The 24,581-nt window shown below is 65.1% G+C and carries 20 protein-coding genes and 1 pseudogene; 4 read left to right on the top strand and 17 right to left on the bottom strand.

Annotation, left to right across the window (positions count from 1 at the left end):
- Positions 1 to 2 precede the first annotated feature (2 nt).
- From AC3WQZ_RS02575 to AC3WQZ_RS02560, 4 genes are all read right to left on the bottom strand, one after another.
- A complete protein-coding gene (locus AC3WQZ_RS02575; protein ID WP_010810204.1) occupies positions 3 to 1,712 on the bottom strand; it encodes an NADH-ubiquinone oxidoreductase-F iron-sulfur binding region domain-containing protein in 1,710 nt (569 codons plus the stop codon).
- Between the two features lie 180 nt (positions 1,713 to 1,892).
- Positions 1,893 to 3,212 (bottom strand): oxalate/formate MFS antiporter, encoded by a 1,320-nt coding sequence (oxlT, locus tag AC3WQZ_RS02570; protein WP_010810205.1) that lies wholly within the window; start codon positions 3,210 to 3,212, stop codon positions 1,893 to 1,895.
- 679 nt (positions 3,213 to 3,891) lie between these two features.
- On the bottom strand, positions 3,892 to 4,110 hold the full coding sequence (locus tag AC3WQZ_RS02565; protein ID WP_010810206.1) for a hypothetical protein: 219 nt from the start codon (positions 4,108 to 4,110) through the stop codon (positions 3,892 to 3,894).
- 147 nt (positions 4,111 to 4,257) lie between these two features.
- On the bottom strand, positions 4,258 to 5,181 hold the full coding sequence (locus tag AC3WQZ_RS02560; protein ID WP_010810207.1) for a LysR family transcriptional regulator: 924 nt from the start codon (positions 5,179 to 5,181) through the stop codon (positions 4,258 to 4,260).
- Between the two features lie 318 nt (positions 5,182 to 5,499).
- Between AC3WQZ_RS02560 and AC3WQZ_RS02555 the strand changes: the two genes are divergently transcribed.
- Together AC3WQZ_RS02555 and AC3WQZ_RS02550 are read left to right on the top strand one after the other, a co-directional pair.
- Positions 5,500 to 6,441 (top strand): LysR family transcriptional regulator, encoded by a 942-nt coding sequence (locus tag AC3WQZ_RS02555; protein WP_492299988.1) that lies wholly within the window; start codon positions 5,500 to 5,502, stop codon positions 6,439 to 6,441.
- Positions 6,442 to 6,545: 104 nt separating this feature from the next.
- Positions 6,546 to 6,851, top strand: a complete 306-nt coding sequence (locus AC3WQZ_RS02550; RefSeq protein ID WP_010810209.1) for an HAD family hydrolase — start codon at positions 6,546 to 6,548, stop codon at positions 6,849 to 6,851.
- A 65-nt stretch (positions 6,852 to 6,916) separates the two neighbouring features.
- On the opposite strand, the gene AC3WQZ_RS02545 is transcribed toward AC3WQZ_RS02550, so the two are convergent.
- On the bottom strand, positions 6,917 to 7,234 hold the full coding sequence (locus tag AC3WQZ_RS02545; protein ID WP_010810210.1) for a HigA family addiction module antitoxin: 318 nt from the start codon (positions 7,232 to 7,234) through the stop codon (positions 6,917 to 6,919).
- Between the two features lie 11 nt (positions 7,235 to 7,245).
- A pseudogene (locus tag AC3WQZ_RS02540) lies at positions 7,246 to 7,523 on the bottom strand (type II toxin-antitoxin system RelE/ParE family toxin).
- A gap of 273 nt (positions 7,524 to 7,796) precedes the next feature.
- Between AC3WQZ_RS02540 and AC3WQZ_RS02535 the strand changes: the two are divergent.
- A complete protein-coding gene (locus AC3WQZ_RS02535; protein WP_010810212.1) occupies positions 7,797 to 8,402 on the top strand; it encodes a TetR/AcrR family transcriptional regulator in 606 nt (201 codons plus the stop codon).
- A 6-nt stretch (positions 8,403 to 8,408) separates the two neighbouring features.
- Here AC3WQZ_RS02535 and AC3WQZ_RS02530 read toward each other — a convergent pair whose 3' ends face one another.
- The 11 genes from AC3WQZ_RS02530 to AC3WQZ_RS02480 form a co-directional block, all read right to left on the bottom strand.
- Positions 8,409 to 9,986, bottom strand: a complete 1,578-nt coding sequence (locus AC3WQZ_RS02530; RefSeq protein ID WP_492299986.1) for an AMP-binding protein — start codon at positions 9,984 to 9,986, stop codon at positions 8,409 to 8,411.
- A 202-nt stretch (positions 9,987 to 10,188) separates the two neighbouring features.
- Entirely contained in the window at positions 10,189 to 10,626 is a 438-nt protein-coding gene (locus tag AC3WQZ_RS02525; RefSeq protein WP_011617422.1) for a PAS domain-containing protein, read from the bottom strand.
- A gap of 155 nt (positions 10,627 to 10,781) precedes the next feature.
- Entirely contained in the window at positions 10,782 to 12,032 is a 1,251-nt protein-coding gene (gene frc / locus AC3WQZ_RS02520; RefSeq protein ID WP_010810215.1) for a formyl-CoA transferase, read from the bottom strand.
- A 42-nt stretch (positions 12,033 to 12,074) separates the two neighbouring features.
- On the bottom strand, positions 12,075 to 13,814 hold the full coding sequence (gene oxc, locus AC3WQZ_RS02515; protein WP_010810216.1) for an oxalyl-CoA decarboxylase: 1,740 nt from the start codon (positions 13,812 to 13,814) through the stop codon (positions 12,075 to 12,077).
- A gap of 585 nt (positions 13,815 to 14,399) precedes the next feature.
- Positions 14,400 to 15,743 carry an oxalate/formate MFS antiporter gene (gene oxlT, locus AC3WQZ_RS02510; protein ID WP_492299985.1) on the bottom strand — a complete coding sequence of 448 codons (1,344 nt, stop codon included), beginning with the start codon at positions 15,741 to 15,743 and terminating at the stop codon, positions 14,400 to 14,402.
- Positions 15,744 to 16,087: 344 nt separating this feature from the next.
- Entirely contained in the window at positions 16,088 to 17,485 is a 1,398-nt protein-coding gene (gene pntB / locus AC3WQZ_RS02505) for a Re/Si-specific NAD(P)(+) transhydrogenase subunit beta (RefSeq protein ID WP_010810218.1), read from the bottom strand.
- A gap of 16 nt (positions 17,486 to 17,501) precedes the next feature.
- Positions 17,502 to 19,064 carry a Re/Si-specific NAD(P)(+) transhydrogenase subunit alpha gene (locus AC3WQZ_RS02500; RefSeq protein ID WP_037023416.1) on the bottom strand — a complete coding sequence of 521 codons (1,563 nt, stop codon included), beginning with the start codon at positions 19,062 to 19,064 and terminating at the stop codon, positions 17,502 to 17,504.
- Between the two features lie 37 nt (positions 19,065 to 19,101).
- Positions 19,102 to 19,884: a fumarylacetoacetate hydrolase family protein gene (locus AC3WQZ_RS02495; RefSeq protein WP_010810220.1), complete on the bottom strand. Its 783-nt coding sequence runs from the start codon at positions 19,882 to 19,884 to the stop codon at positions 19,102 to 19,104.
- Positions 19,885 to 20,022: 138 nt separating this feature from the next.
- Positions 20,023 to 21,255: a formyl-CoA transferase gene (gene frc, locus AC3WQZ_RS02490; RefSeq protein WP_010810221.1), complete on the bottom strand. Its 1,233-nt coding sequence runs from the start codon at positions 21,253 to 21,255 to the stop codon at positions 20,023 to 20,025.
- A 357-nt stretch (positions 21,256 to 21,612) separates the two neighbouring features.
- Positions 21,613 to 22,332, bottom strand: a complete 720-nt coding sequence (locus AC3WQZ_RS02485) for a GntR family transcriptional regulator (protein WP_011617427.1) — start codon at positions 22,330 to 22,332, stop codon at positions 21,613 to 21,615.
- A gap of 275 nt (positions 22,333 to 22,607) precedes the next feature.
- Positions 22,608 to 23,585, bottom strand: a complete 978-nt coding sequence (locus AC3WQZ_RS02480; protein WP_010810223.1) for a 2-dehydropantoate 2-reductase — start codon at positions 23,583 to 23,585, stop codon at positions 22,608 to 22,610.
- A gap of 206 nt (positions 23,586 to 23,791) precedes the next feature.
- On the opposite strand from AC3WQZ_RS02480, the gene AC3WQZ_RS02475 reads away from it, so the two are divergent.
- Positions 23,792 to 24,544, top strand: a complete 753-nt coding sequence (locus AC3WQZ_RS02475; protein ID WP_010810224.1) for a TerC family protein — start codon at positions 23,792 to 23,794, stop codon at positions 24,542 to 24,544.
- Positions 24,545 to 24,581: the final 37 nt, after the last annotated feature.

The raw sequence follows: 24,581 nt of genomic DNA, 5'->3' as shown, positions 1-24,581 counted from the left end.
TCTCAGGCCAGTTCGTGCGGGAAGTACTTGATGACGCAGTCGACGGGATTGGGCGCGGCCTGCCCCAGCCCGCAGATCGATGCATCGCGCATCACCGCGGACAGGTCATCCAGCGCCGGCAGGTCCCACTTCGGCTGGCGGATCAGGTCGAGCGTCTTGGCGGTGCCGGTGCGGCACGGTGTGCATTGCCCGCAGGACTCGTGCTTGAAGAAGTGCATCAGGTTGCGCGCTGCCTGCGTGGCGCTGTCCTGGTCGGACAGGATCACCACCGCGGCCGAGCCGATAAAGCAGCCGTAGGGCTGCAGCGTGTCGAAGTCCAGCGGGATATTGCCCATCGACGCCGGCAGGATGCCGCCCGAGGCGCCACCCGGCAGGTAGCCGTAGAACGCATGGCCGTCGAGCATGCCGCCGCAGTATTCATCGATCAGCTCGCGCACGGTAATGCCGGCCGGTGCCAGGTGCACGCCGGGGCGTTTCACGCGGCCCGAGACCGAGAACGAGCGCAGGCCCTTGCGCCCGTTGCGCCCCTGCGAGGCAAACCACTCGGCGCCCTTCTCGATGATGTCGCGCACCCAGTACAGGGTCTCGAAGTTGTGTTCCAGCGTGGGCCGTCCGAACAGGCCCACCTGCGCCACATAGGGCGGGCGCAGCCGCGGCATGCCGCGCTTGCCTTCGATCGACTCGATCATGGCCGACTCTTCGCCGCAGATATAGGCGCCCGCGCCGCGGCGCAGTTCGATCGTCGGCAGGCCGGGGATTGGCGGGTCTTGCTGCAGCCGCTGAAGTTCTTCCGCCAGCAGCTCGCGGCAGCCGGCGTATTCGTCGCGCAGGTAGATATAGATCGCTGACACGTTGACCACCGTCGCCGCGATCAGCATGCCTTCCAGGAAACGGTGCGGATCGCGTTCCAGGTAGACGCGGTCCTTGAAGGTGCCGGGCTCGCCCTCGTCGATGTTGATGGCCATCAGCCGGGGCGCGGGCTCGTTCTGCACGATGCGCCATTTGCGCCCGGTCGGGAAGCCTGCGCCGCCCAGGCCGCGCAGGCCGGAGTCCTCCATCGTGCACAGCACGGCGGCCGGATCCAGGTCGCCGCTGGCGAGGGACTTCAGCAAGGCATAGCCGCCGTCCTTCCGGTAAGCGTCGTAGCCGATATAGGGCTCGGGCGCATGGCGCACGGCCTTTGCCTGCACGGCGGCGTCGATGGCCTCGGCCGTGGCGGTGTCGACCGGATTCTGCCCGACCAGCGCCGCGGGCGCCTTCTCGCAGCGGCCGATGCAGGGCGCGGCCACCACGCGCACGTCAGTGCCGAGCAGCGCGGGCAGCTTGTCGATCAGCGCCTGTGCGCCCGCCAGCTCGCAGGCAATGCCTTCGCATACGCGCACGGTCAACGCCGGCGGCGGTGCGATCTGGCCGTCGGCGTCCTCGCGTACCACGTCGAAGTGGTGGTAGAAGGTGGCGACTTCATAGACCTCGGTCATCGACAGCCGCAGTTCGCTGGCCAGCGCCACCAGGTGCGGCATCGCCAGCTGGCCGTAGCGGTCGTTGATGCAGTGCAGGTGTTCGATCAGCAAGTCGCGCCGGCGGGGCATGTCGCCCAGCGCCACGCGCACTTCGGCCAGCGCGGCCGCGTCTACCTGCCGGCCCTTGGGCTGGCGGCGCTTGCGCTGCCGGCCGAGCCCCGTCGCCTCGAGAGGAATGACAACCTGGTTCATGGCGTGCCTGGATTCTGTTTGTGGGTATCCGATGTGCGATCAGGAAGGCGCCCGGCGGGCCGCCTCCCTGTCGCTCTTTCTATTTTTCGTATTGTGCTACCGGGCGCGGCGCCTGTGCACGCATCGCAGCCGCCACGTCCGGATCCTGCCGGCGCCGGAGGCGCCGTACTGCTTTCTTCATCAGGTCAGGTCTTCCGGCACGGTACGGTAGCCCATCGGTGCCGAGGCATTGGCATGCACATACTTGCGGGCATGGGCCTCGCGCATCGGCTTGAGCACGAACAGCGCCATCACCGCGGTCAATGCCGCCATGCCGGAGGCCACCATGAAGACCGCATGCCAGCTGCCGGTGGCAGTGGTGATCACGCTGGAGAACGGCACCAGCAGCGCGGCCGTGCCCTTGGCGGTGTACAGCAGGCCCGCGTTGGTGGCGGCAAACTTCGGCCCGAAGGTGTCGCCGCAGGTGGCAGGGAACAGGCTGTAGATCTCACCCCAGGCAAAGAACACCACGCCTGTCAGCACCACGAAGGCAACCGGATGGTGGCCGTACTTGGACAGCAGCAGGATGCCGATGGCCTCGACCCCGAAGGCAAAGAACATGGTGCGTTCACGGCCGATATGATCGGAGATCCAGCCGAAGAACGGGCGCGTCAGGCCATTGAGCACGCGGTCGATGGTCAGTGCGAAGGTCAGCGCCGGCAAGGTCAGGCCGAGGATCGAGATCGGGGCGTCGTGCAGGCCGAAGTCCTTGGCGATCGGGCCGAGCTGGGCGGTGGCCATCAGGCCGCCGGCGGCCATCATCACGAACATCGCGTACATGACCCAGAAGATCGGCGACTTCAGCACCTCGCGCGGCGAAGCGTTGTAGGTTGCGGCAGCCTTCAGCGTGGACTTGACCTCGCTCAGGATCTTGGCCGACGGCGGGTACAGGGCCATGCCCAGGATGAACACGATCAGGCCCTGGCCAAGACCGAACCACAGGAACGCAGCCTCATAGCCCGAAGTCTTGATCATGTTGGCAATGGGCACCACGGTCAGCGCCGAGCCCGCGCCGAAACCGGCTGCGGTAATCCCCGCTGCCAGGCCCCGGCGATTGGGAAACCATTTCAGCGCGTTGCCCACGCAGGTGCCATACACAGCGCCCGCGCCCAGGCCGCCGATCGCCGCCGCGAAGTAAAGCATGGGCAGCGAGGACGCCACCGAGTTCAGGGCCCAGGCAATGGCGCACAGCAGGCCGCCGCCCACCACTACCGGACGCGGGCCGTACTTGTCGACCAGATAGCCTTCAATCGGGACCAGCCAGGTTTCCGTCACGACGAAGATGGTGAAGGCCACCTGGATCGCGGTGCGGCCCCAGTGGTACTTGTCGTCGATCGGGTTGACGAACAGCGTCCAGCCGTATTGCATGTTGGCGATCATCGCCATGCAGATCACGCCGAATACCAGTTGCACCCACGGCGACGCAAAGCGCGACGTGGACTCCCTCTGCTGCAATTCCATGATGTCTCCTTATAGCGGCGTGCCGCCAAGGTGGAAGATGGGCGCCTGTAGACGCCTCTGCGTGACTCTCAGTCAAAGAACAGCTGAGCCGTTCTAGTGCTATACGGTATGTGATATATCAGGTAAGTCAAGCGTATTCGTCGCGGCTCTGCAGCATGGGATCGCGGTGAGTGACGCCTGGGTGGCCGTTGCTGCAGTGCGACTGGTGCGCACACTGCATCAATGGCCGGTCCGACAGCATCCGGAGTCGTTGGAAATCAAGCAGTTGCCATGCATCGGCACATTAATCGGCCGACTGATGGCATCCGCAAGAATGCCGGGGATCGCGCCCCGGAAAAATCGGGAAAACGATGAATTGGGGAAAGTCCCTAGATGCATACATTAATGTCTGGTGACGCGCGTATGGCTTGGGAACGACGCCGGAAGCGGCGTTAAAGACACAGCAGGGAGCCTGCCGGCCTGGAACCGGGGCGCAGGAAGAGGGGTCGTGCAGGGCGATCGCTGGCAGCGATCGGGGAGGAAGATGGTGGCGGCCGCAGGTTCGTGCAGAACCCTGCCCTGGCTCGCGGCGAATGCCGCAGATCAGGTGTCAACCGAGGTACTGCCACAAGGGGTGCCGGCCGCTACAACCCTTGCTGGTTGCGCGGTTCAGCGCGATGGCGCATGGCGCCGGCGCGCATTACGCGTAGGCCAGTTCACCGGCAGCGGGCACGATGCGCGACGGGCTGGCACGGCCCACGCCATCGCCTTCCTGGTTCGAGCCCAGGCCGGCAAAGCGACCGTGCTCCTGCGCGGTCACCAGCACGTCCATCGGCAGGCGCGTGGCCAGCAGCGTGGTCACGCCGGCACCGGCAGCAATCAGGCCCAGGCCAAGAGCGAAGAGAAGAGCGACTTCCATTTGAAAACTCCAATAGCGTTGTGATCAGGAGTTTTCATTATATGCTGCACCGCACTATGTGTAAATATCCTGTATGTGATATATCAATAGAAGTTTTGCACTAATACAACGAATGCCCGCCCCATGCCCCCTGATGAGCCGATTGCCTCACACCATGGTGGTTTTTCGATGCACCACCGGCGACTCCTGATATTCCTGGCCACGCAAGGCATCCCAGATTGCCGCGGCATTGGGCTTGAGCGAGCGGCTCTTGCGCCGAACCAGCATCACCGTGGAAGTCACCTGCGGACGCAGCGGCCGCATCACCGCCGCCGGATTCATGCCGCCCACCTGGGCACGCGACGGCACCACGCCGATGCCAAGGCCCAGCGCCACCATGCCGAACACCGCTGCAAAGTGGCCGAGCAACTGCAGCGAGCCCGCGCGCACGTGATAGCTGCTGAGCGCCTTCTCCACCGCGGGCTGCATGCCGCACTGCTGGTCCAGGGCCAGCACGCGGGCATCGCTCAGGTCGCCCCACCCTACCGCGTCGCGCATCGCCAGCGGGTGCTGGGCGGGCAGGACGGCGTGGTAGGCATCGACGCACAGCGGTTCACAATAGAGGTCGTCGGTTGGCTTCGGATCGGTGGCAATGCCGAAGTCCACCTCGCCGCTGCGCACGCTTTGCAGCACCGACTCCTGCGAGCGGTCCTTCAGGTGGATGGCAATCGCCGGCCATGCTTGCCGGCAGCCGGCCAGCCACGTCGGCACCGACATCGAGCTGAGCACCGGATCCGAAGCAATCTGCACCAGGCCCTGGCACGGACGGCTGGCGCTCTGGCTGTCGCGCAGGGTCTGCTCGACCTCTTCGATCAGGTGGCAGATGCGCTGCGACAGGTGCTGGCCGGCATCGGTCAGTTCCACCTGGCGCGTGGTACGGTCGAACAGGCGCTGGTCGATCTCATCTTCCAGTTCACGCACGCTGCGGCTGACCGCGGATTGCGTCAGGCCCAGCTCAACCGAGGCACGCGTAAAGCTCTTGTGCCGCGCCACTGCGGCGAAGGCCTTCAGTTGGGGGAGCGAGATATTCACGACCTGCCCCCCTGCCCCGCATCGGCGTGGCTGCGACGGGTCTCTTCAGGCATGGCGGGGTGCCGCGTTGCACGCACCGTTGCATTCAGTCCGGTCACGGTAGTCTCCTTGTGTATTTTTTGTCGTGGCTGTAGGCAGCCATCGTTGTTATCGGCCATGCTTGTGGCCATTGGCGGGCTCCTGGCGCAAGCCGGAGAGCCGGATTCGGGGCGGGGCAGGCAAATCCGACGATTGATGCTACTTGAATCTAAGATCAGCACTGCATAAAGTTTTTTATCGTTTATATAGCCAATCGTTTATATATTGCACGGGACGAGGATGAGGAACGCCACACTGCGGCAGTTGAAGGTCTTTGAGACCGTCGCCCGCCATATGAGCTTTTCACGCGCTGCCGAGGAACTGCACCTGACGCAGCCCGCGGTATCGACCCAGGTGCGGCAGCTGGAGCACCACGTGGGGCTGCCCCTGTTCGAGCAGTTGGGCAAGAAGATCTACCTGACCCCGGCGGGCCACGAGATGCTGCATTACAGCCGCAGCATCATCCAGCAGTTCCGCGAGGCCGAAGACGCCATGTCCCAGCTCAAGGGCATCTCCGGCGGCCGGCTCAACGTGGCGGTGATCAGCGCCGGCGACTATTTCTTTCCGCGCCTGCTGGCCGAGTTCATGAACCGCCATGAAGGCGTGACGCTGAACCTTGCCGTGCATAACCGCGAGGAATTGCTGCACCAGCTGGCCGGCAACCTGACCGACCTGGCGGTGATGGTGCGTCCGCCCGAAGGCATGGACACCATCAACGAGGCCTTCGCCCCCCATCCCTATGTCATCGTGGCTGCGCCCACCCACCCGCTGGTCGGACAGCGCAATATCCCGCTGGCCGAGCTGGCTGATGAAGCCTTCGTTTCACGCGAGAAAGGCTCGGATACCTGGAATTCAATGCAGGAGGGCTTTGCCGGGCGTCTGTCGAACATGCGCATCGCGATGGAGATCAAGAGCACCGAGACCATCAAGCAGGCCGTGATCGCCAATATGGGCATCGCCTTCCTGTCGGCGCACACGGTCGGCCTGGAATTGCAGGCCGGCAAGCTCGCGGTGCTGGACATCGAGGGCTTCCCGGTGATGCTCAACTGGTATGTGGTGCACCGCAAGAACAAGCGGCTGCCACCGGTGGCGCTGGCGTTCAAGCAGTTCCTGATGGAGGAAGGCGCGGGACTGATCGAGCGGATTACCGGGGCGGAAGGTTTGATCAGTCAGAATGCATAAACAATTGATTATGGTTTCGCTATGAAACTTTAATTATCGTAAATCATCCGCGGTCCCTATGCTTGTCTCAACCCAACCGCTACAGCGCATCTGAGGAGACGAGCATGAACCAGGTCCAGCAGGAAAGCAGCCAGGCTGCCATCACGGTCGGCACCGATAACCAACCCATTCCGCGCGACACCCAGCTCGCCGCCTACAACGCCGCGTTTATCGAGCTGGGCCTGCGCTTCCGCTGGGACGCCGAGATGTATGAATGGCTGTGCGGCATCGAATGCGAGAAGGCGCGCGTGGCCCGCTATATCGAAGAACACCACGCGCACTTGCTGGCCGCCTATGACGCCGCCTTTCTGAGCGCGCTGATCTTCGAGAAGAAGAACGAATACCTGCGCGCGGTCGGTCATCTCAACTGAAGGGCCGCTCGGTTCACGGCGAGGCGCGCGAGCGGCCTCGCCTTTTTGCGTAGCCCGCATGTCCCTCAGGCGAGATCGGCCTCCGCAGCCTTGCCTGCGGGGCGGGGCAGCCGTTTGATGCGCTTGCGCGGCCTTTGCGCCGCGACCCAGAGGTCGTATGCCATCTGCATGCCGCTCCACATCTCGCGGCTCGCGCCCAGGGCTTCTTCCAGGCGAATGGCAATATCCGGCGTGATCGATGCATGACCATTCAGGATGCGCGAGAGCGTTGCGCGCGTCACGCTGATGTGCGCGGCGAACGCCGTAATGGTCATATCGTCCATGCCAGCGAGCCAATCGGCCAGCACCGCGCCGGGGTGCGGCGGGTTGTGCATGCGCGTCATGATGAAGTCCTTCAGTGGTAGTCCTGGTAATCGACGACGATGACGTCGATGCCGTCGAACATGAATGTCAGCCGCCAGTTGCCATTGACGCTGACAGACCAGGGCCGGACATGTCGCCGCCCAGTTGATGCAGCTTCCAACCTGGCACCCCCATGTCCCGGGGTCTCGTGGCGTGATCCAGCGCACCGAGCTGATTGCGCAATCTCTGCGCGTGATGCGGCTGGATTCCCGCCTTGGAGCCAGTCTCGAAGAAACGTTTGAGGCCCGCATGGGCGAAACTCTTGATCATCGATTTCCAGGTAGCAAAGAATGTATAGCGTATAGATACACTATACAAGCGTTAGAAGCTTGCTTGCGTTGCCGGGGACGGACTCTATCACCTGAAGCGCACTGGGAAACCAGTCGGCGGCTGCTTTTGAGCCATTACTCATTCCGCGCCTGGGGGAGCTGGCGATGTGCCGGCCGGCATGGATCCATTGCCATGCCGGCCCGGGCGCAGTCGTCGTAAGATTCGGCATCAACACTCACGCGCCCGCCACTTGCCCGGCTTGCCACCCGTTTCATGCCGACTCGACGCACCGACGAAGAATTTGCCCACGAACTGACCCGGCTGCTGAGCACCGAAGGCGTGTCGTCGCTGACCATCGGCGAGATTGCCCGACGCATGCGCTGCTCACGGCGGCGCCTGTACGAGATCGCGCCGACCAAGGAGGCGCTGTTCGTCGGCATCTGCCGCGACGTGCTCGCTGACAACCTGGAAAGGGGCTTTGCCGCGGCGCGCCGCGAAAGCGATGCGGCGCGGGCAGTGTCCGCCTACCTGCATGCCGCGCTCAACACATCGGGACTGAGCAAGGCCGCGCTGGCGGACCTGGATGCGATCGACAGCGGCCGGGCGGCATTCGACGACTACCAGCTGGCGCGCGTGCGCGGGCTTGAGAGCCTGCTCGAGGCAGGCATGCGGCAAGGGCTGATGGCGCCGCACAATCCGCGGCTGGTTTCCGAAGCGATCCTGGGCGCCGCGCACCGGCTGCGCAACCAGCAGTTCCTGAAGGAAACCGGCCTGAAGATCGGCGATGCCTTCAGCGAGTTCTACGAGATCATCCTGAACGGCCTGCTGTGCCGCGCGGACACCGGCGCGCGCTCGTCCCAGCCGCACGCCGGAAGGTAACCGCGCTCAGGCCACCTGCCTCTCCTGGCCGCCCCAGTAGCGGCCGCGGATGGCCTTGCGGTCGATCTTGCCCAGCGCGGTCAGCGGCAGCTCATCCACGAACACCACCTGCTTGGGCGCATTGACCACGCCCTTGTGCTGCGTCACGTGGCCGATCACGTCGGCCTCGGTAAGCGCGGCACCGGGCCGTGCCACGACCACGGCGGTGACCGCCTCGCCCCACTTGGGGTCGGGGATGCCGATCACCGCGGACATGGCGATGGCCGGGTGCAGCGCCAGGCAATGCTCCACCTCGCTCGGGTACACGTTGAAGCCGCCGCTGATGATCATGTCCTTGGCGCGGTCGACGATGTACAGGAAGCCCTCGCTGTCGCAACGGGCCATGTCGCCGGTATGCAGCCAGTCGCCGGCAAAGACCTTGGCGTCTTCCTCGGGCCGGTTCAGGTAGCCTTCCATCACCAGCGGACCGCGCACGCACAGCTCGCCCACCTCGCCCGGCGCGACTTCACGCAGGTCGGGGTCCAGCAGCTTGACCTGGTTGCCCGGGATCACCTTGCCGCACGAGCGCAGGCGCTCGGGGTTGTCCGGATCGTGGTCGCGCTGGCTCAGGTAGCTGATGCACATCGGCACTTCAGCCTGGCCATAGACCTGTCCGAACACGGGGCCGATGCGGCGCAGCGCGTCAGCGAGACGCACCGGCGCGATCGGCGCCGCGCCGTAGAGCACCAGCTCCAGGCTGGACAGGTCGGCCGCGTCCAGCCCGTCGCAATCGAGCAGGCCATAGATCTGCGTGGGCACCAAAAAGGTCAGGTTGATCCGTTGTTCGGCCACGCGTCGCAGGAAATCGGCGGGACTGAACTTGTCGCACACGTAGATGGTGCCGCCGCGCAGCAGCGTCGGCAGGAACAGGCTGCCGGACGCATGCGAGATCGGCGTGGTCACCAGATAGCGGATCTGCGCCGGCCATTCGTAGCTGGCCAGCATGTACTGCAGCACCGTCACCGTGGTCCGGTGCGTATGCAGGATGCCCTTGGAACGGCCAGTGGTGCCGCCGGTATAGGCCAGCCGGCTGATTTCCGTGGGGTCGTCGCCGGGAACCACGGGCGTGTCATCGAACGCAGCCGCCGCATTGGCCAGGCCAGGCCCGAACTCGCCATCGTCCAGCGGCAGGACCTGCAGGCCGGCGCCAGCTGCCAGCACGCGCGCGCGCTCGGTGAAGCGGGCGTTGTCCACCACCAGCGCCCGCACCCCGGCATCCTGCAGCACGTAGGCGTGATCCGCTTCCGATGCCATCGGATGCAGCGACACATTCTTCAGCCCGGCCAGCTGCGCGGCGATGATGGCGGCGACCGCTTCGGCGCGGTTGCCCACCAGGAAGGCCACGGCATCCTGGCGCGCCAGGCCGCGGGCGGCAAACAGCCGCGCGACGCGCGCGCACTGCCGCGCGAGCGCCTCATAGCTCAGCGTGGTGTCGTCGCCGACGATGGCGGGCACGCCGGGCCTGGCACGCAGCGCGGCCGCATAGAGCTGGCCCACCGTAGCGCCGCCATGGACTACCGCAGCGGCCGAAGCTTGACGGCTCATGTTGTCTCCTCGGATCTGTCTTTGTCAGGGCTCCCAATGTAGGAGGCATTCGGTACTCAGTCAACGCTTTTGGTACCGAAAAGACCACGATCGGCTACGCCAAAGCGGCGCTGGAAGTGCATGCCGGCCACCTATTCGGGAAAACTCGGGGGACAATCGAGACCTGCGCGGCTGGTCCGGGATCACGGAAATGGCACGCGCCTCAGGCCTGTTCCTTGACCTGGTTTTCCAGCTCCACCAGCCGCTTCTTCAGCGCCCGCTCCTCCTGGAAGCGCACGGTCTCGTCGCGGATCACGGCGACGATGCCGGTGATGGCGCCCGCATCATCCTTGAGCAGCGCCACGGTGAAGGCGATCGACATGGCCTTGCCGTCCTTGTCGACCGCGGGCACCTTGAGCAGGTCGTGGCCGTAGCGCGTGATGCCGGTCGCCATGGTCTTGCCGTAGCCCTCCCAGTGCCGCCCGCGCAGGCGCTCAGGGATGATCAGGTCGAGCGACTTGCCCATGGCCTCGGCCTGGGTAAAGCCGAACATGCGCTCGGCGGCGGGATTCCATAGCGTGATGGCGCCCTTGGCGTCGGAGATGATGATGGCGTCGCCGATGGCGGACACCAGTTGCGCGTAATCGATCTGGTCTGTCATGGGGATTCCCTCGTTATTCCCAGGGCCGGTCGGCGCCAGCCTGTCATGGCCATCAAGGTAGCGTGCCACATGGCCACGCTGCAAGCAAAAACGCCGGGGCCCGCTATGCGCGAGACCCCGGCGTACACTCCGGCCACAAGTGCCGGCGGGCAGCGTCAGATCACCTGGGACTCGCGCAGGCGCTTGATGTCGTCCGCGCCGTAGCCCAGGCCGGCCAGCACCTCTTCGCTATGCTCGCCCAGCAGTGGCGACCCGGTGATCTCCGGCTTGAGGTCGGAGAACTTGATCGGGCTGCCCACCGTCAGGTAGGTACCGCGCTCCTTGTGCGGCACCTCGGTGATGCTGCCGCTGGCGCGCAGCGACGGATCGGCGGCGATTTCCTTCATCGACAGCACCGGCGAGCACGGGATGTCGAACTTGCGCAGGATGTCCACGGCCTCGTACTTGGTCTTGTCGGCCAGCCATTCCTCGATGGTGTTGAAGATATCGAAGATATGCGGCTGGCGAGCCTTGGCGGTGGCGTAGTTGGGATCGGAAATCCATTCCGGCTTGCCCAGCGCCTTGCAGATCGGCTCCCAGGCATGGCCCTGGATGGTGAAGTAGATATAGGCGTTGGGGTCGGTTTCCCAGCCCTTGCACTTCAGCACCCAGCCCGGCTGGCCGCCGCCGCCCGCGTTGCCGCCGCGCGGCACCACGTCGCTGAAGCTGCCGTGCGGATACTGCGGGTACTCCTCCAGGTAGCCCAGGCGGTCCAGGCGCTGCTGGTCGCGCAGCTTGACCCGGCACAGGTTCAGCACCGCATCCTGCATCGACACAGCCACCTTCTGGCCCTTGCCGGTCTTGTCGCGGCCGATCAGCGCGGTGAGGATGCCGATGGCCAGGTGCATGCCGGTGTTGGAATCGCCCAGCGCCGCGGCGGACACCGTCGGCGGGCCATCCCAGAAGCCGGTGGTCGAGGCCGCGCCGCCGGCGCACTGGGCCACGTTCTCGTAGACCTTCAGGTCTTCATAGTGGTGGCCGTCGCTGAAGCCCTTGACCGAAGCCACGATCATCTTCGGGTTCAGTTCGTTGATGCGTTCCCACGAGAACCCCATGCGGTCCAGCGCGCCCGGGCCGAAGTTCTCGACCAGCACGTCCGACTCGCGGATCAGCTGCTCCAGGATCTTCTTGCCTTCCGGCTTCTTGGTATCCAGCGTCAGGCTGCGCTTGTTGCTGTTGAGCATGGTGAAGTACAGGGCATCGACATCCGGGATGTCGCGCAGCTGGGTGCGCGTCACGTCGCCGGAACCGGGGCGCTCGACCTTGATCACGTCCGCACCGAACCACGCGAGAAGCTGCGTGCAGGCGGGACCGGCCTGGACGTGCGTGAAGTCGATGATCTTGATGCCGTTGAGTGGGAGGTTCACTTTCGTTCTCCTATTGGATCAGAGGGGTGAAATTCGGGTGAATTACTTCTTGGCCGAGCTTTGCGGATTCAGATTGGTCAGACGACCGCTTTCCGTGCCAGCAGCCGGATCGATGACAGCGTTGACCAGCGTGGGCTTGCCCGAGCGCAGGGCTTCGTTCACCGCAGCCTCGAGTTCCGCCGGCGTGGTGACGTTGCGGCCGACGCCACCGAACGCTTCCATCATCTTGTCGTAGCGCGCGCCCGGGACGAACGTCGTGACCGCCGGATCCTTGCCGCCGGTCGGATTCACGTCGATGCCCTTGTAGACGCCGTTGTTGTTGAAAATGACGATGCAGACCGGCAGGTTGTAACGGCAGATCGTCTCGACTTCCATGCCCGAGAAACCGAACGCACTGTCACCGCACAGCGCCAGCACCGGCTTGCTGGTCTCGACCGCCGCGGCGACCGCGTAGCCCATGCCCACGCCCATCACGCCCCAGGTGCCTACGTCCAGGCGCTTGCGCGGCTCGTACATGTCGATCACGGCACGGGCGTAGTCCAGCGTGTTGGCGCCTTCGTTGACGAACGAGATGCCCGGGTTGGCCTTGACCACATCCTTCAGCACGTTCAGCGCGCCGTGGAAGTTCATCGGCGAGACATCCTTGGACCTGGCCAGGGTCTCGGCCATCTTCGCCAGGTTCGTGTCCCTGCGGTCGGCCACCGCGTTCAGCCACTCGGCGCCCGGCTTGGCAAAGTCATTGCCGACCTTGTCGAGGATCGCCGACACGCACGAACCAATGTCACCCACTACCGGCGCGGCGATGGCGACGTTGCTGTCCATCTCGGTCGCCGCGATGTCGATCTGGATGAATTGCTTCGGCTTGCCCCAGGTCTTGCCCTTGCCATGCGACAGCAGCCAGTTCAGGCGGGCGCCGACCAGCAACACCACGTCAGCTTCAGCCAGCACATACGAGCGTGCGGCCGAGGCCGATTGCGGATGCGTATCGGGCAGCAGGCCCTTGGCCATCGACATCGGCAGGTACGGAATGCCCGTCTTCTCGACCAGCGTGCGGATATCCGCTTCGGCGCGTGCGTACGCGGCACCCTTGCCCAGCAGGATCAGCGGGCGCTTGGCGCTCTTCAGCAGCGCGACGGCACGGTCGATCGAGTCCGGTGCAGGCAGTTGGCGCGGGGCCGGATCCACCACCTTGATCAGCGACTTGCGGCCCTTCTCGGCTTCCATCGACTGGCCCAGCAGCTTGGCCGGCAGGTCCAGGTACACACCGCCCGGACGGCCCGACACGGCGGCACGAATGGCACGCGCAATCCCGACACCAATGTCTTCAGCGTGCAGCACGCGGAAGGCAGCCTTGGCGTGCGGACGGGCGATGGCCAGCTGGTCCATCTCTTCGTAGTCACCCTGCTGCAAATCGACGATCTCGCGCTCGCTCGAGCCGCTGATCAGGATCATCGGGAAGCAGTTGGTGGTCGCATGCGCCAGCGCCGTCAGCCCGTTCAGGAAGCCCGGCGCAGAAACGGTCAGGCAAACGCCCGGCTTTTGGGTGAGAAAGCCGGCAATCGCTGCTGCGTTGCCTGCGTTCTGCTCGTGACGGAAGCTGATGACGCGCATGCCGTTGGCCTGTGCCAGACGGGCCAGATCGGTGACCGGAATGCCGGGCAGACCGTAGATGTTCTCGATGCCATTCAGCTTCAGCGCGTCGATGACCAGATGAAAACCATCGGTTTGTGCCTGATGTTCTTCCGTGGCGTGACGCTGCAGTTCGTTTCCGACTTCTGCCATGGTTGATTCCTTCTATACAAATTGACTGGGGTTGGAATTCTTCTAATTCAGGGTGTCTTCCGCGTGGTGCTCCCGACCCGCTTGGCTTCGACGACTTCGGACATGTCTTGGTCTCCTCGTTGAACTCTTTACGGGGCGGGGCACTCTCGCCTTCTCGCCCTTCGCTGTTGCTACCCGTATGCCTTGCGGCGCCCGATCGTTTCACTCGATCTTGATGACATACGGTATGTGATATATCAGAACGAAGCAAGAAGAATTTCCCCTAGCCCTTCAAGTTTCGTCGATGCGGCGCAGCAATTTTGCAGGCAACTACGGCTAAATCAGCGTAATTTCTGAAAGCACGCGATTCATGCGCAATCGGCACAGATTTCCGGGCCATGTCGAAGCCTGGAAATCTCGCCGGGATTACGCATGAAGATATACTACATACCAAAAATTCCAGCGGCTTTATGGCTCTCTGGAACACATTGCCGCGCACTGGCGTCCTCCGCGAACACCAGCGCGCCCACTAATGGGAATGTCCTGCCCCCGCTCCGGAAGCCCGGCAGCCTACGCCAGGCTCCCCCTCTACCCTTCAGCCCGGGATTACTCCCCCTGACGCGGCGAAATGCCAGCCAGGAACGCGGTGTCGGACACGCGCACTGCCTCGGCATGCCCGGTGATAAAGCGCTTGCGCATGGGCGCCAGCAACACCTTGGCCGAGATCCCTGCCGCAATCGTCACCACCGCCGCCACCGAGAACACGGCTCCCCAGCCGCCATGCGCCGACAGGATCGATGCCAGCGGCACCACCATCGCCGCCGTGCCCTTCGCCGTGTACAGGGTGCCGGCATTGGCCGCGGCGAATTTGCTGCCGAAGGTATCGGCGCACAAGGCCGGGAAAATCGAGAAGATCTCGCCCCAGAACAGGAAGGTCAGCGCCGCGAAGAACATGAACCAGTACGGGTTGTGCCCCATCTGCATCAGCCCGAGCAGCGCCAGCCCCTCGCCGACGAAGATCACGAACATGGTGTTCTCGCGCCCGAACTTGTCCGACAGGAAACCGCACAAGGGCCGCGTAAAGCCATTGCACAGGTTGTCGATCGACAAGGTCATGGTCAGCAGCGGCAGCGTCATGCCCAGCATCGTCACCGGCATCGAGGCGAAGCCATAGTCCTTGGCGATGGGCCCGAGCTGCGCCGTCGCCATGATCCCCCCCGCCGCCACCGCGACAAAGCTCACGTAGATCAGCCAGAACACCGGCGTCTTCACCATCTGCCCCGGCGAGAACTCGACCGGGTTGGTCAGTACCGCCTTGGCCGCCACCGCGCCCTTGGGCGGCCTGGGCTTCACCAGCAGCAGTGCCAGCACGAAGATGCACACGCCCTGCAGGATGCCGAAGGTCAGGAAGGCCTTTTCATAGCCCGAGCTCTGGATCATGTTGGCGATGGGGATCACCGTAATGGCCGCGCCCGCGCCGAAACCCGCCGCCGTCAGTCCGGCCGCGAGGCCGCGCTTGTCCGGGAACCACTTCAGCGCGTTGCCGACGCAGGTCCCATAGACACCGCCCGCGCCGATGCCGGCAATCACCGCGGCCGCATACAGTTCCGGCAGCGTGGTCGCATAGGCATTCATCACCCATGCCAGGCCCGCGCAGATCGCCCCGCCCGCCACTACCGGGCGCGGGCCAAACTTGTCCACCAGCCAGCCCTCCAGCGGCACCAGCCAGGTTTCCGTCACGATGAAAATGGAGAATGCCACCTGGATGGCGGACGCGCCCCAGTGATGCTTGGCCTCCATCGGTGACACGAAGAAGGTCCAGCCGTACTGCAGATTCGCCACCAGCCCCATGCACACCACGCCAATTGCAAGCTGGATCCAACGGTTCTGCAGGCCGCGGCCGTTCACGTTGCCGTGACCGGCCGTGGCCGATACTTCAAATTGCGCCATCTGTCTTGTCTCCTGGTACTGCTTGTTTGTGCCTCGACTGGCACAACAGGGCTTTGTGGGTTGCCCTTCTCACAACTAGACCGGCGCCTGGCATTGCGGCACATGAAGTCGTGGATTGATGCTACCTGAAGCTTAATTTGACTAGTCTTAAAGTTTTTTATCGTTTCTATTTGCGATCGTTTATATATCGCGGAGCTGGCATGAATCCCCCGCCGGGCTTCCATAACAGGTTGTCTATGGGCCCATCCAGACAACAAAAGCCACCGCCGCCCCGACAAACGCGGGGCGGCGGTGGCTTCGCGGCCGCCTGAACTGCTCAGCTTGGAGACCTCGACTCGACCAACTCAGGCCGGCGCTTCCTCCAGCTGCCTCAGCAGGGCATCGACACTGCCCTTGGCGTCGCCGAACCACATCCGCGTGTTGTCCTTGTAGAACAACGGGTTGTCCACGCCCGCATAGCCCGCCGCCATGCTGCGCTTGGACACCACCACGGTGCGGGCCTTCCAGACTTCCAGCACCGGCATGCCGGCAATGGGGCTGCCCGGGTCTTCCAGCGCACCGGGGTTGACGATGTCGTTGGCGCCCACCACCAGCACCACGTCGGCCTTCTCGAAGTCGTCGTTGATCTCTTCCATCTCCAGCACGATGTCGTACGGCACGCGCGCCTCGGCCAGCAGCACGTTCATGTGCCCGGGCAGGCGGCCTGCGACCGGGTGGATGCCGAAGCGCACGGTGACGCCCTGCGCCCGCAGCCGCCGCGCGATCTCGCTGATGGTGCCCTGCGCCTGCGCCACCGCCATGCCGTAGCCCGGCACGATGATCACGTCGCTGGCGTCCTTGAGCAGGTTGCCGACTTCCTCGCTGGACACCGGCAGCACCTCGCCCTGCTCGGTCGCCGCGCCCTGTGCCTGCACCGCGCCGAAGCCGCCCAGGATCACCGACAGGAACTTGCGGTTCATCGCCTTGCACATGATGTAGCTGAGGATGGCGCCGCTCGATCCCACCAGCGCCCCGGTGATGATCAGCAGGTCGTTGCCCAGCATGAAGCCGGTGGCCGCCGCGGCCCAGCCGGAGTAGCTGTTGAGCATCGACACCACCACCGGCATGTCGGCGCCGCCGATGGCCAGCACCAGGTGCGCGCCGACCAGCAGCGCAATCACCGTCATCGCCGCCAGCGGCACCAGCCCCTGCTGCGCGTCGGGCGCGCTCAGGAAGGCATAGCCCAGCCACACGCAAACCAGCAGCGCGATGGCATTCAAGGCATGCCGCCCGGGCAGCAGCATCGGCTTGCCGCCCATGGTGCCCTGCAGCTTCAGGAAGGCGATGATCGAGCCCGTGAACGTGACCGCGCCGATCAGGATGCCAAGGTAGGTTTCCACTTCATGGATGGCCTTCTCCGCGCCGGTCAGCGCATGGCTATCCAGGTAGTTGGCATAACCCACCAGCACCGCGGCCAGGCCGACGAAGCTGTGCAGCACCGCCACCAACTGCGGCATCTGCGTCATTTCCACGCGCCTGGCCAGCATGGCACCGGCGATGCCGCCCACCAGCATCGCGCCGATGATGATGGCGATGCCGTCCGGGCTGCCCGCCAGCACGGTGGTCAGCACCGCGATCACCATGCCGGCGATGCCCAGCAGGTTGCCGCGGCGCGCGGTGCCGGGGTGGCTCAGCCCGCTCAGGCTGAGGATGAAGAGCGCGCTGGCGCCCAGGTAAGCGATATTGCTGATTCCGGATGGCATCCCTGTCTCCCCGTCTCTAGTCCCGCTGGAACATCTTGAGCATGCGCTGCGTCACCAGGAAGCCGCCGGCGATATTGATGGTGGCCAGCAGCACCGCGCTGCCGGCAATCACCGCCGTCAGCAGCGACGGCTTGCCCAGCTGCACCAGCGCGCCCACCACGATGATCCCGCTGATGGCATTGGTCACGCTCATCAGTGGCGTATGCAGCGCGGCGGTGACGTTCCACACCACCTGGTAGCCGACAAAGATCGCCAGCACGAACACCGTGAAATGCGCCATGAAGGCCGGCGGCGCGACCGCGCCCAGGCCCAGCAGCGCCGCCGCCGCGATGGCCAGCGCGATCAGCGTCGCGCCGGTGCGGCTGCGCGGCGGCTCGGCCTCGGCCTGCACCGGCGGCGGCGCGGCCGGCGCCTGCTGCTGCGGGATCGCCACCGTCAGCGGCGGCGGTGGCCAGGTCACCGTGCCCTGGTGCAGCACCGTGGCACCGCGGATCATCTCGTCGTCCATGTCGACCACGAGCTGGCCGTCCTTGCCCGGCGTCAGCTCCGTCAGCAGGTGGCGGATATTGGTGCCATAGAGCTGGCTGGCCTGCGCCGCCATGCGGCTGGGCAGGTCGGTGTAGCCGATGATGGTGACGCCGTGCTGCCGCACCGCCTCGCCCGGAACGGTCAGCACGCAGTTGCCGCCCTGCTCAGCAGCCAGGTCGACCACCACGCTGCCGGCGCGCATCAGGCCCACCGTGCCGGCCTCGAGCAGCTTGGGAGCGGGCCTGCCCGGGATCAGCGCGGTGGTGATGATGATGTCGACCTCGCGCGCCTGTTCGGCAAAGAGACGCATCTCGGCTTCGATAAAGGCCGGGCTCATCTCCTTGGCATAGCCGCCGCTGCCGCTGCCGTCCTCTTCGATCTCGACGGTCAGGAACTCGGCGCCCAGGCTTTCGATCTGCTGGCGCACCACCGGCCGCGTATCGAAGGCGCGCACCACCGCACCCAGGCTGCGCGCCGCGCCGATGGCCGCCAGCCCCGCCACGCCCGCGCCGATCACCAGCACGCGCGCCGGCGGGATCTTGCCCGCGGCCGTGATCTGTCCGGCAAAGGGCCGCCCGAACGCATGCGCGGCTTCGATCACCGCGCGGTAGCCCGCCATATTGGCCATCGAGCTGAGCGCATCGAGCTTCTGCGCGCGCGAGATGCGCGGCACGCAGTCCATCGCCAGCACGGTTGCGCCGCGCTGCGTCAGCCGCTCCAGCATCGCCATCTGCTGCGCCGGCCAGACAAAGCCGATCAGCGTGGCATGCTTCTTCAGCAGCGCCGCCTCTTCCACGCCCAGGCTGGGATGGACCTGCGGCGGGCGCACCTTGATCACCACGTCGACCGAGGCCCACAGGCTGGCCGCGTCGACAATGGCCGCACCGGCGGCGCTGTAGTCAGCGTCGGAGAACGACGCTTCCTGGCCGGCGCCGCTCTCCACCACCACCTGGTAGCCGAGCTTGAGCAGTTCCCTGACCGAGTCGGGCGTGGCGGCAACGCGCCGCTCGCCCGGGTGGACTTCGCGTGGCACACCGATCGTCATTGGCATGGCATTCACCGTTTTTTGGAAGGAATCGGGCGCCGGCTCAGCCGCGCACGTGGTTGACCAGCGAGCCGATGCCCGCGATCGCCACCTCGACCACCGCACCGTCCTTCATCGATCCCACGCCGATCGAGGTGCCGCACGCAATCACGTCGCCGGGCATCAGCGTCAGGTCCTGCGAGATCCGGCTGACCTGTTCCTCGGGCGAGAAGATCATGTCCGACAGCGGGTAGTTCTGCCGCTCCACGCCATCGAGCCGCGTGATGACGCTGGCGGCCTTCCAGTTGAAGCCGCAGACAATGGCCGGGCCGATGCAGCCGAAGGTGTCGAAGCCCTTGGCGCGCGTCCACTGCGGGAAGTTGGGGTCGGCCGTGATCAGCTCGGCCGCGGTCACGTCGTTGACGACGGTATAGCCGAAGATATGCGCGCCGGCCTCGGCCACCGACACATTGCGCGCCTTGCTGCCGATCACGATGCCCAGCTCGCCCTCATAGACGATCTTGCCGTCGTAGCTCTTGGGGCGCTGCACCGCATCGCCCGGCCCGGCCAGCGACGAGGCCGGCTTGAGCAGGAACAGCGGGTGCGTGGGCACGGGCTTTTCCAGCTTGCGCGCGAGTGCGTGGAAGTTGTTCCACAGCGCCACCACCTTGCCCGGCGCACAGGGCGCGAGCAGCGTCAGCGACGCGCGCTCATGCACGGCGCCGGTGGGGGCGGGGTCGTTGAAACCGTCGCCGTCATATTCGACGACACGGTTGCCATCGGCTTCGTCGATGCGGCCATGGCCGATGCTGCCGTCAGCGCGGCGAAAGCGTATCCAGGTTTGCACAGCATGCTCCTTGCGCAGGCAAAGCGGGGCCCTGCCTGCTCCGATGTCGGTTGCAGGATCTTGGAAGAAATGGGATCGTGGGCGGCTCGCGCCCGGATTCGTCATTCCCGCACAGGCGAGAATGACGTCAGGCTTGCGTCATACCGCGCCGGCCAGCTTCATCGCGGCGATCTGCGCGGGCGAGCGCCCCAGCCACTCGAGAATCTCTTCGGTATGCTCGCCCAGCAGCGGCGAACGCTCGATCTCCACCGGCGATGCCGAGAGCGTGATCGGGCAGCCCAGCTGCACGTAGCTGCCGCGCTGCGGGTGCTCCAGCTCCTTCAGGTAGCCGCGCTGGTACAGCGACTCGTCCTCGATCAGGTCCTTCATCGACAGGATCGGGCCGCACGGAACATCGACCTCGTTGAGCGCCGCCATCACGTCGAACTTGCTGCGGCCACCGGTCCATTTCTCGATCACGGCGAAGCAGTCGGCCAGGTGCTTGAGGCGTGCTTCTGGCGTGGCGTAGTCCGGATTGGTGATCAGGTCCTCGCGCCCGCACAGGCGCATCAGCGGCTCCCAGCCTTGCGGCTGGATGATGACGTAGACATAGTCGTTGGGGCCGCCCGGCGCGCAGCGCAGCGCCGCGCCCGGCTGGCCGCCGCCCGAGGCATTGCCGGCGCGCGGCACGTGGTCGCCGAACTCTTCGTTCGGGTACTCGCGCAGCGGGCCGTTGGCCAGGCGCTGCTGGTCGCGCAGCTTGACGCGGCACAGGTTCAGCACCGCGTCCTGCATCGCCACTTCCACGCGCTGGCCGCGGCCGGTGTGCTCGCGCTGCAGCAGCGCGGCCAGGATGCCGACCACGCAATGCACGCCCGTGCCCGAATCACCGATCTGCGCGCCGGTGACAGTGGGCACGCCCTCGGCATCGCCCGTGGTGGAGGCCGAACCGCCCATGCACTGGGCCACGTTCTCATACGCCTTGCAGTCCGCGTACGGCCCCGGGCCGAAGCCCTTGATCGAGGCATAGACCAGCCGCGGGTTCAGGTCCTGCAGGTGGTCCCAGTCAAAGCCCGCGCGCTCGAGCACGCCCGGCCCGAAGTTCTCGATCAGCACGTCGCTGCGCTGGACCAGGTCTTCGAGCAGCGCCTTGCCTTCGGGCGTCTTCATGTTCAGCGTCAGGCTGCGCTTGTTGCTGTTGAGCATGGTGAAGTACAGGCTGTCGGCATTGGGCACGTCGCGCAGCTGGCTGCGGGTGATGTCCCCGCGGCCGGGCATTTCCACCTTGATCACGTCCGCGCCCAGCCACGCCATCAGCTGCGTGGCCGAGGGGCCCGCCTGGACGTGGGTCATGTCCAGGATGCGAACGCCTTGCAGTGCCTTGGTTTCCATTTCGGATGTCTCCTCGGACGATGGTTTCACTTGTATATGGTCTGTTCTGGTGCTCGGCGCGTACTCGCTCGCGTCCGTTCCGGCCCTCTTGATGACATACGGTATGTGATATATCAGAAGAGAGCAAGAGGAGTTTGCCCGATACAACACAAATTTCGACGATGCAATGCAGCAATCGGCCTGCTTTGCTTGCCCGAAGTGGGAAACCCAGTGAAATCCCGAATCAGTCAGCCAGCATCTTTTCCGCATTGATATATCACATACCATAGCGCGAAAAGCTCGCGCGTCACCCGGGAACGTACAAAAGCAAAACGGCGGACCAAGGTCCGCCGTTTTGCCGCCCTACCCCGCCCGCCTTCAGTCGAGGAAGTCGCAGTGCCGTTCCACGTAGTCAGCCAGATCCAGCGAATGCTGCCGCACCAGCCGCTCGGCCAGCTCGGTATCGCGTTTCTCCAGCGCCTCGATGATGCGCAGGTGGTCCACGATCGAACGTGCCGCCCGGTCGCTCTGCGAGATCGTCATCTTCCGGATCGCGCGCACGTGGATGAAGATATTGCGGATCGTGTCCATGATGATGTGCGACTTGGACAGCTGCACGATCGCCTGGTGGAAGGCGATATTGGCGTCGGAATACTCTTCGATATGCTCGGCCGGAGTGGAATCGCGGAAGCTGTCGAACATGCTGCGCAGCTGCGCGATCTCGGCATCGGTGGCGTTCTCGGTGGCCAGCCGCGCGGCCATGCTTTCCAGCGCGGCCCACATCTGGATCATCTCCACGATCTCGCGCTTGGTCTTGCGCATGATGTAGATGCCGCGCCGGGGCACGGTGCGCAGGAAGCCCTCCTGCTCCAGCAGCGTCATGGCTTCGCGGATGGGCGTGCGGCTGACACCCATGGCCTCGCTCAGTACCCGCTCATCGAGGCGGATCTCGTCGCGCGACTGGTAGATGTCAGCGTCGGCGATGGCCTGGCGCAACATGGCGTAGGCCTGGTCGCGCAGGCTCGCGCCGGCATTGATCGGTTGCACGGACAAGGCCAGCCCGTTGGGCTGGACGATGGATTGGCTTTGCGCAGACATGAATGAGCTCGTGTGAGACCAGCGGCAGGTGGCCGGAATGGCTGCCCCCCGCATTGCCGCACAGCTTAGCAAAAACGCCGGACCCATTACGAAAACGCATCAAACAATGCGTTGTTGTCATGCATCGGCACAGTAGCGGTGCGCGGTCTGTCGTATATGGTATATCACTATCGCCTGCCTTTCTCGCTTCGCAAGCCCGGCTAACGCTACCTTGGCGCGCCTGGCGTGCGCCAGGGGATACCTGACCCGGCGGTATCCCCTGTTCCCAGCCGCGCTCAGGCGGCCAGCTTGGCCATCGTGTCGCGCTGCTTGATCAGACCCAGCACGGCATCGCACATCGGCGTGGGCTGCGCGACCAGACGTCCCATTTCCTGCACCACGGTCAGCAGCGGGTCGATTTCCATGGCCCGCCCGGCCTCCAGGTCCTGCAGCATCGAGGTCTTGTGCGCGCCCACGGCACCGGCGCCGTCGATGCGCCGCTCCACGTCGACGCGGAATTTCACCCCGAAGCGCTCGGCGATGCCCTGCGCCTCAACCATCATCTGGCGCGACAGCGCCCGCGTGGCCGGGTCGGCGGTGATGACGTCGAGCGTGGCATGCGTGAGCGCGCTGATCGGGTTGAAGCACAGATTGCCCCACAGCTTGAGCCAGATCTCGTCGCGGATATTGTCGCGCACCGGGGCGTCCAGGTCGGCGGCCATCATCATTTCGCTGAGCCGGGTCACGCGCGCCGAGCGGCTGCCATCCGGCTCGCCCAGCGGAAACTTCTTGCCGTAGACGTGCTTGATCACGCCCGGCGCAACGATCTCAGCCGCGGGATAGACCACGCAGCCGATCGCCCGCTCCGGCCCCAGGCCCTGCCACTGGCGCCCGCCGGGATCGACGCTTTCCAGCGTGCTGCCGGCCAAGTCGCCGCCATGCTTGTAGAAATACCAGTACGGAATGCCGTTGACGCCGGTGACGACCGCGGTTTCCGGCCCCAGCAGCGGCTGCATCTGGTCCACCACGCCCGGCACGGAATGCGCCTTGAGGGTGATGAACACATAGTCCTGGTGTCCGAGCTCGCGCGGATCGCTGGTGCAGCGCACCTTGGCCACGCGCTCCTCGCCGTCGATCAGCAGCCTGACACCATGTTCCTGCATTGCCGCGAGATGGGGGCCGCGCGCGACGAAGCTGACCTCCGCCCCCGCGCGCGCCAGCTGCGCCCCGACATAGCCGCCGATCGCGCCTGCGCCGTAGATACACACTTTCATTGCTGTCTCCTTGATGGCTCGATTTGGATCTTTTGATATATCACATACTATATTCCATCGAGGCGCATGGCAACCGCGTAGAACAACCTTTATCTTTCCGGATCACACGGCGCGGGCAAGCGGCGCTGCGCTAACATAACGCCTGCATGTGCCCCGGGCGGACCACCGTCCGGCGCCGAGTTGCAACCTGACACCCGGAGCCCCCCATGGAAGCGTCGTTGGCATTGCTGCAGGACCCCGCCGCGTGGGCGGCACTGGCCACCCTGGTGGCCATGGAAATCGTGCTGGGGATCGACAACCTGATCTTCATCTCGATCCTGACCAACAAGCTGCCTGAAGCCATGCGCGAGAAGGCGCGCAAGGTCGGCATCAGCCTGGCGCTGGTGATGCGCCTGGGCCTGCTGGCCACCATCGCCTTCATCGTCAAGCTCACCGAGCCGGTGTTCACCATCCTGGGCCAGGGGCTGTCGTGGCGCGACATCATCCTGATCGCGGGCGGCGCCTTCCTGGTCTGGAAGGCCACGCGCGAAATCCACCACCACGTCACCGCCGCCGAAGAAGGCGAGGAAGGCGGCACAGCCAAGGCGGTGCAGAGCTTTGCCGCGGCCATCGGCCAGATCCTGGTGCTCGACCTGGTGTTCTCGATCGACAGCATCATCACCGCGGTCGGCATGACCGAGCATGTGCAGATCATGTTCGTGGCGGTGATCGCCGCGGTGATGGCGATGCTGTTCGCGGCCACGCCGCTGGCCAACTTCATCAACCGCAACCCGACCATCGTTATGCTGGCGCTGGCCTTCCTGATGATGATCGGCATGACGCTGATCGCGGAGGGCCTCGGCACCCATGTGCCCAAGGGCTATATCTATACGGCGATGGCGTTCTCGGCCGCGGTCGAGGGGCTGAACATGCTGGCGCGGCAACGGCGCCAGCGGCGCCGGGCCAGCGGGCAGGCCTGATGTGCGGCGGCGGCCGCTTGCAGCCGGGCTGCGGGCG

This window comes from Cupriavidus sp. FW305-26 (assembly GCF_058787975.1).
The sequence above is the reverse complement of the archived record's forward strand: the minus strand, read 5'-3'. Positions and strand labels throughout refer to the sequence as shown.

Bases quoted from the DNA above. Each gene is read 5' to 3' on its own strand.
- AC3WQZ_RS02575 (WP_010810204.1), bottom strand. From the start codon at position 1,712: ATGAACCAGGTTGTCATTCCTCTCGAGGCGACGGGGCTCGGCCGGCAG.
- oxlT (WP_010810205.1), bottom strand. From the start codon at position 3,212: ATGGAATTGCAGCAGAGGGAGTCCACGTCGCGCTTTGCGTCGCCGTGG.
- AC3WQZ_RS02565 (WP_010810206.1), bottom strand. From the start codon at position 4,110: ATGGAAGTCGCTCTTCTCTTCGCTCTTGGCCTGGGCCTGATTGCTGCC.
- AC3WQZ_RS02555 (WP_492299988.1), top strand. From the start codon at position 5,500: ATGAGGAACGCCACACTGCGGCAGTTGAAGGTCTTTGAGACCGTCGCC.
- AC3WQZ_RS02550 (WP_010810209.1), top strand. From the start codon at position 6,546: ATGAACCAGGTCCAGCAGGAAAGCAGCCAGGCTGCCATCACGGTCGGC.
- AC3WQZ_RS02545 (WP_010810210.1), bottom strand. From the start codon at position 7,234: ATGACGCGCATGCACAACCCGCCGCACCCCGGCGCGGTGCTGGCCGAT.
- AC3WQZ_RS02535 (WP_010810212.1), top strand. From the start codon at position 7,797: ATGCCGACTCGACGCACCGACGAAGAATTTGCCCACGAACTGACCCGG.
- AC3WQZ_RS02530 (WP_492299986.1), bottom strand. From the start codon at position 9,986: ATGAGCCGTCAAGCTTCGGCCGCTGCGGTAGTCCATGGCGGCGCTACG.
- AC3WQZ_RS02525 (WP_011617422.1), bottom strand. From the start codon at position 10,626: ATGACAGACCAGATCGATTACGCGCAACTGGTGTCCGCCATCGGCGAC.
- oxc (WP_010810216.1), bottom strand. From the start codon at position 13,814: ATGGCAGAAGTCGGAAACGAACTGCAGCGTCACGCCACGGAAGAACAT.
- oxlT (WP_492299985.1), bottom strand. From the start codon at position 15,743: ATGGCGCAATTTGAAGTATCGGCCACGGCCGGTCACGGCAACGTGAAC.
- pntB (WP_010810218.1), bottom strand. From the start codon at position 17,485: ATGCCATCCGGAATCAGCAATATCGCTTACCTGGGCGCCAGCGCGCTC.
- AC3WQZ_RS02500 (WP_037023416.1), bottom strand. From the start codon at position 19,064: ATGCCAATGACGATCGGTGTGCCACGCGAAGTCCACCCGGGCGAGCGG.
- frc (WP_010810221.1), bottom strand. From the start codon at position 21,255: ATGGAAACCAAGGCACTGCAAGGCGTTCGCATCCTGGACATGACCCAC.
- AC3WQZ_RS02485 (WP_011617427.1), bottom strand. From the start codon at position 22,332: ATGTCTGCGCAAAGCCAATCCATCGTCCAGCCCAACGGGCTGGCCTTG.
- AC3WQZ_RS02480 (WP_010810223.1), bottom strand. From the start codon at position 23,585: ATGAAAGTGTGTATCTACGGCGCAGGCGCGATCGGCGGCTATGTCGGG.
- AC3WQZ_RS02475 (WP_010810224.1), top strand. From the start codon at position 23,792: ATGGAAGCGTCGTTGGCATTGCTGCAGGACCCCGCCGCGTGGGCGGCA.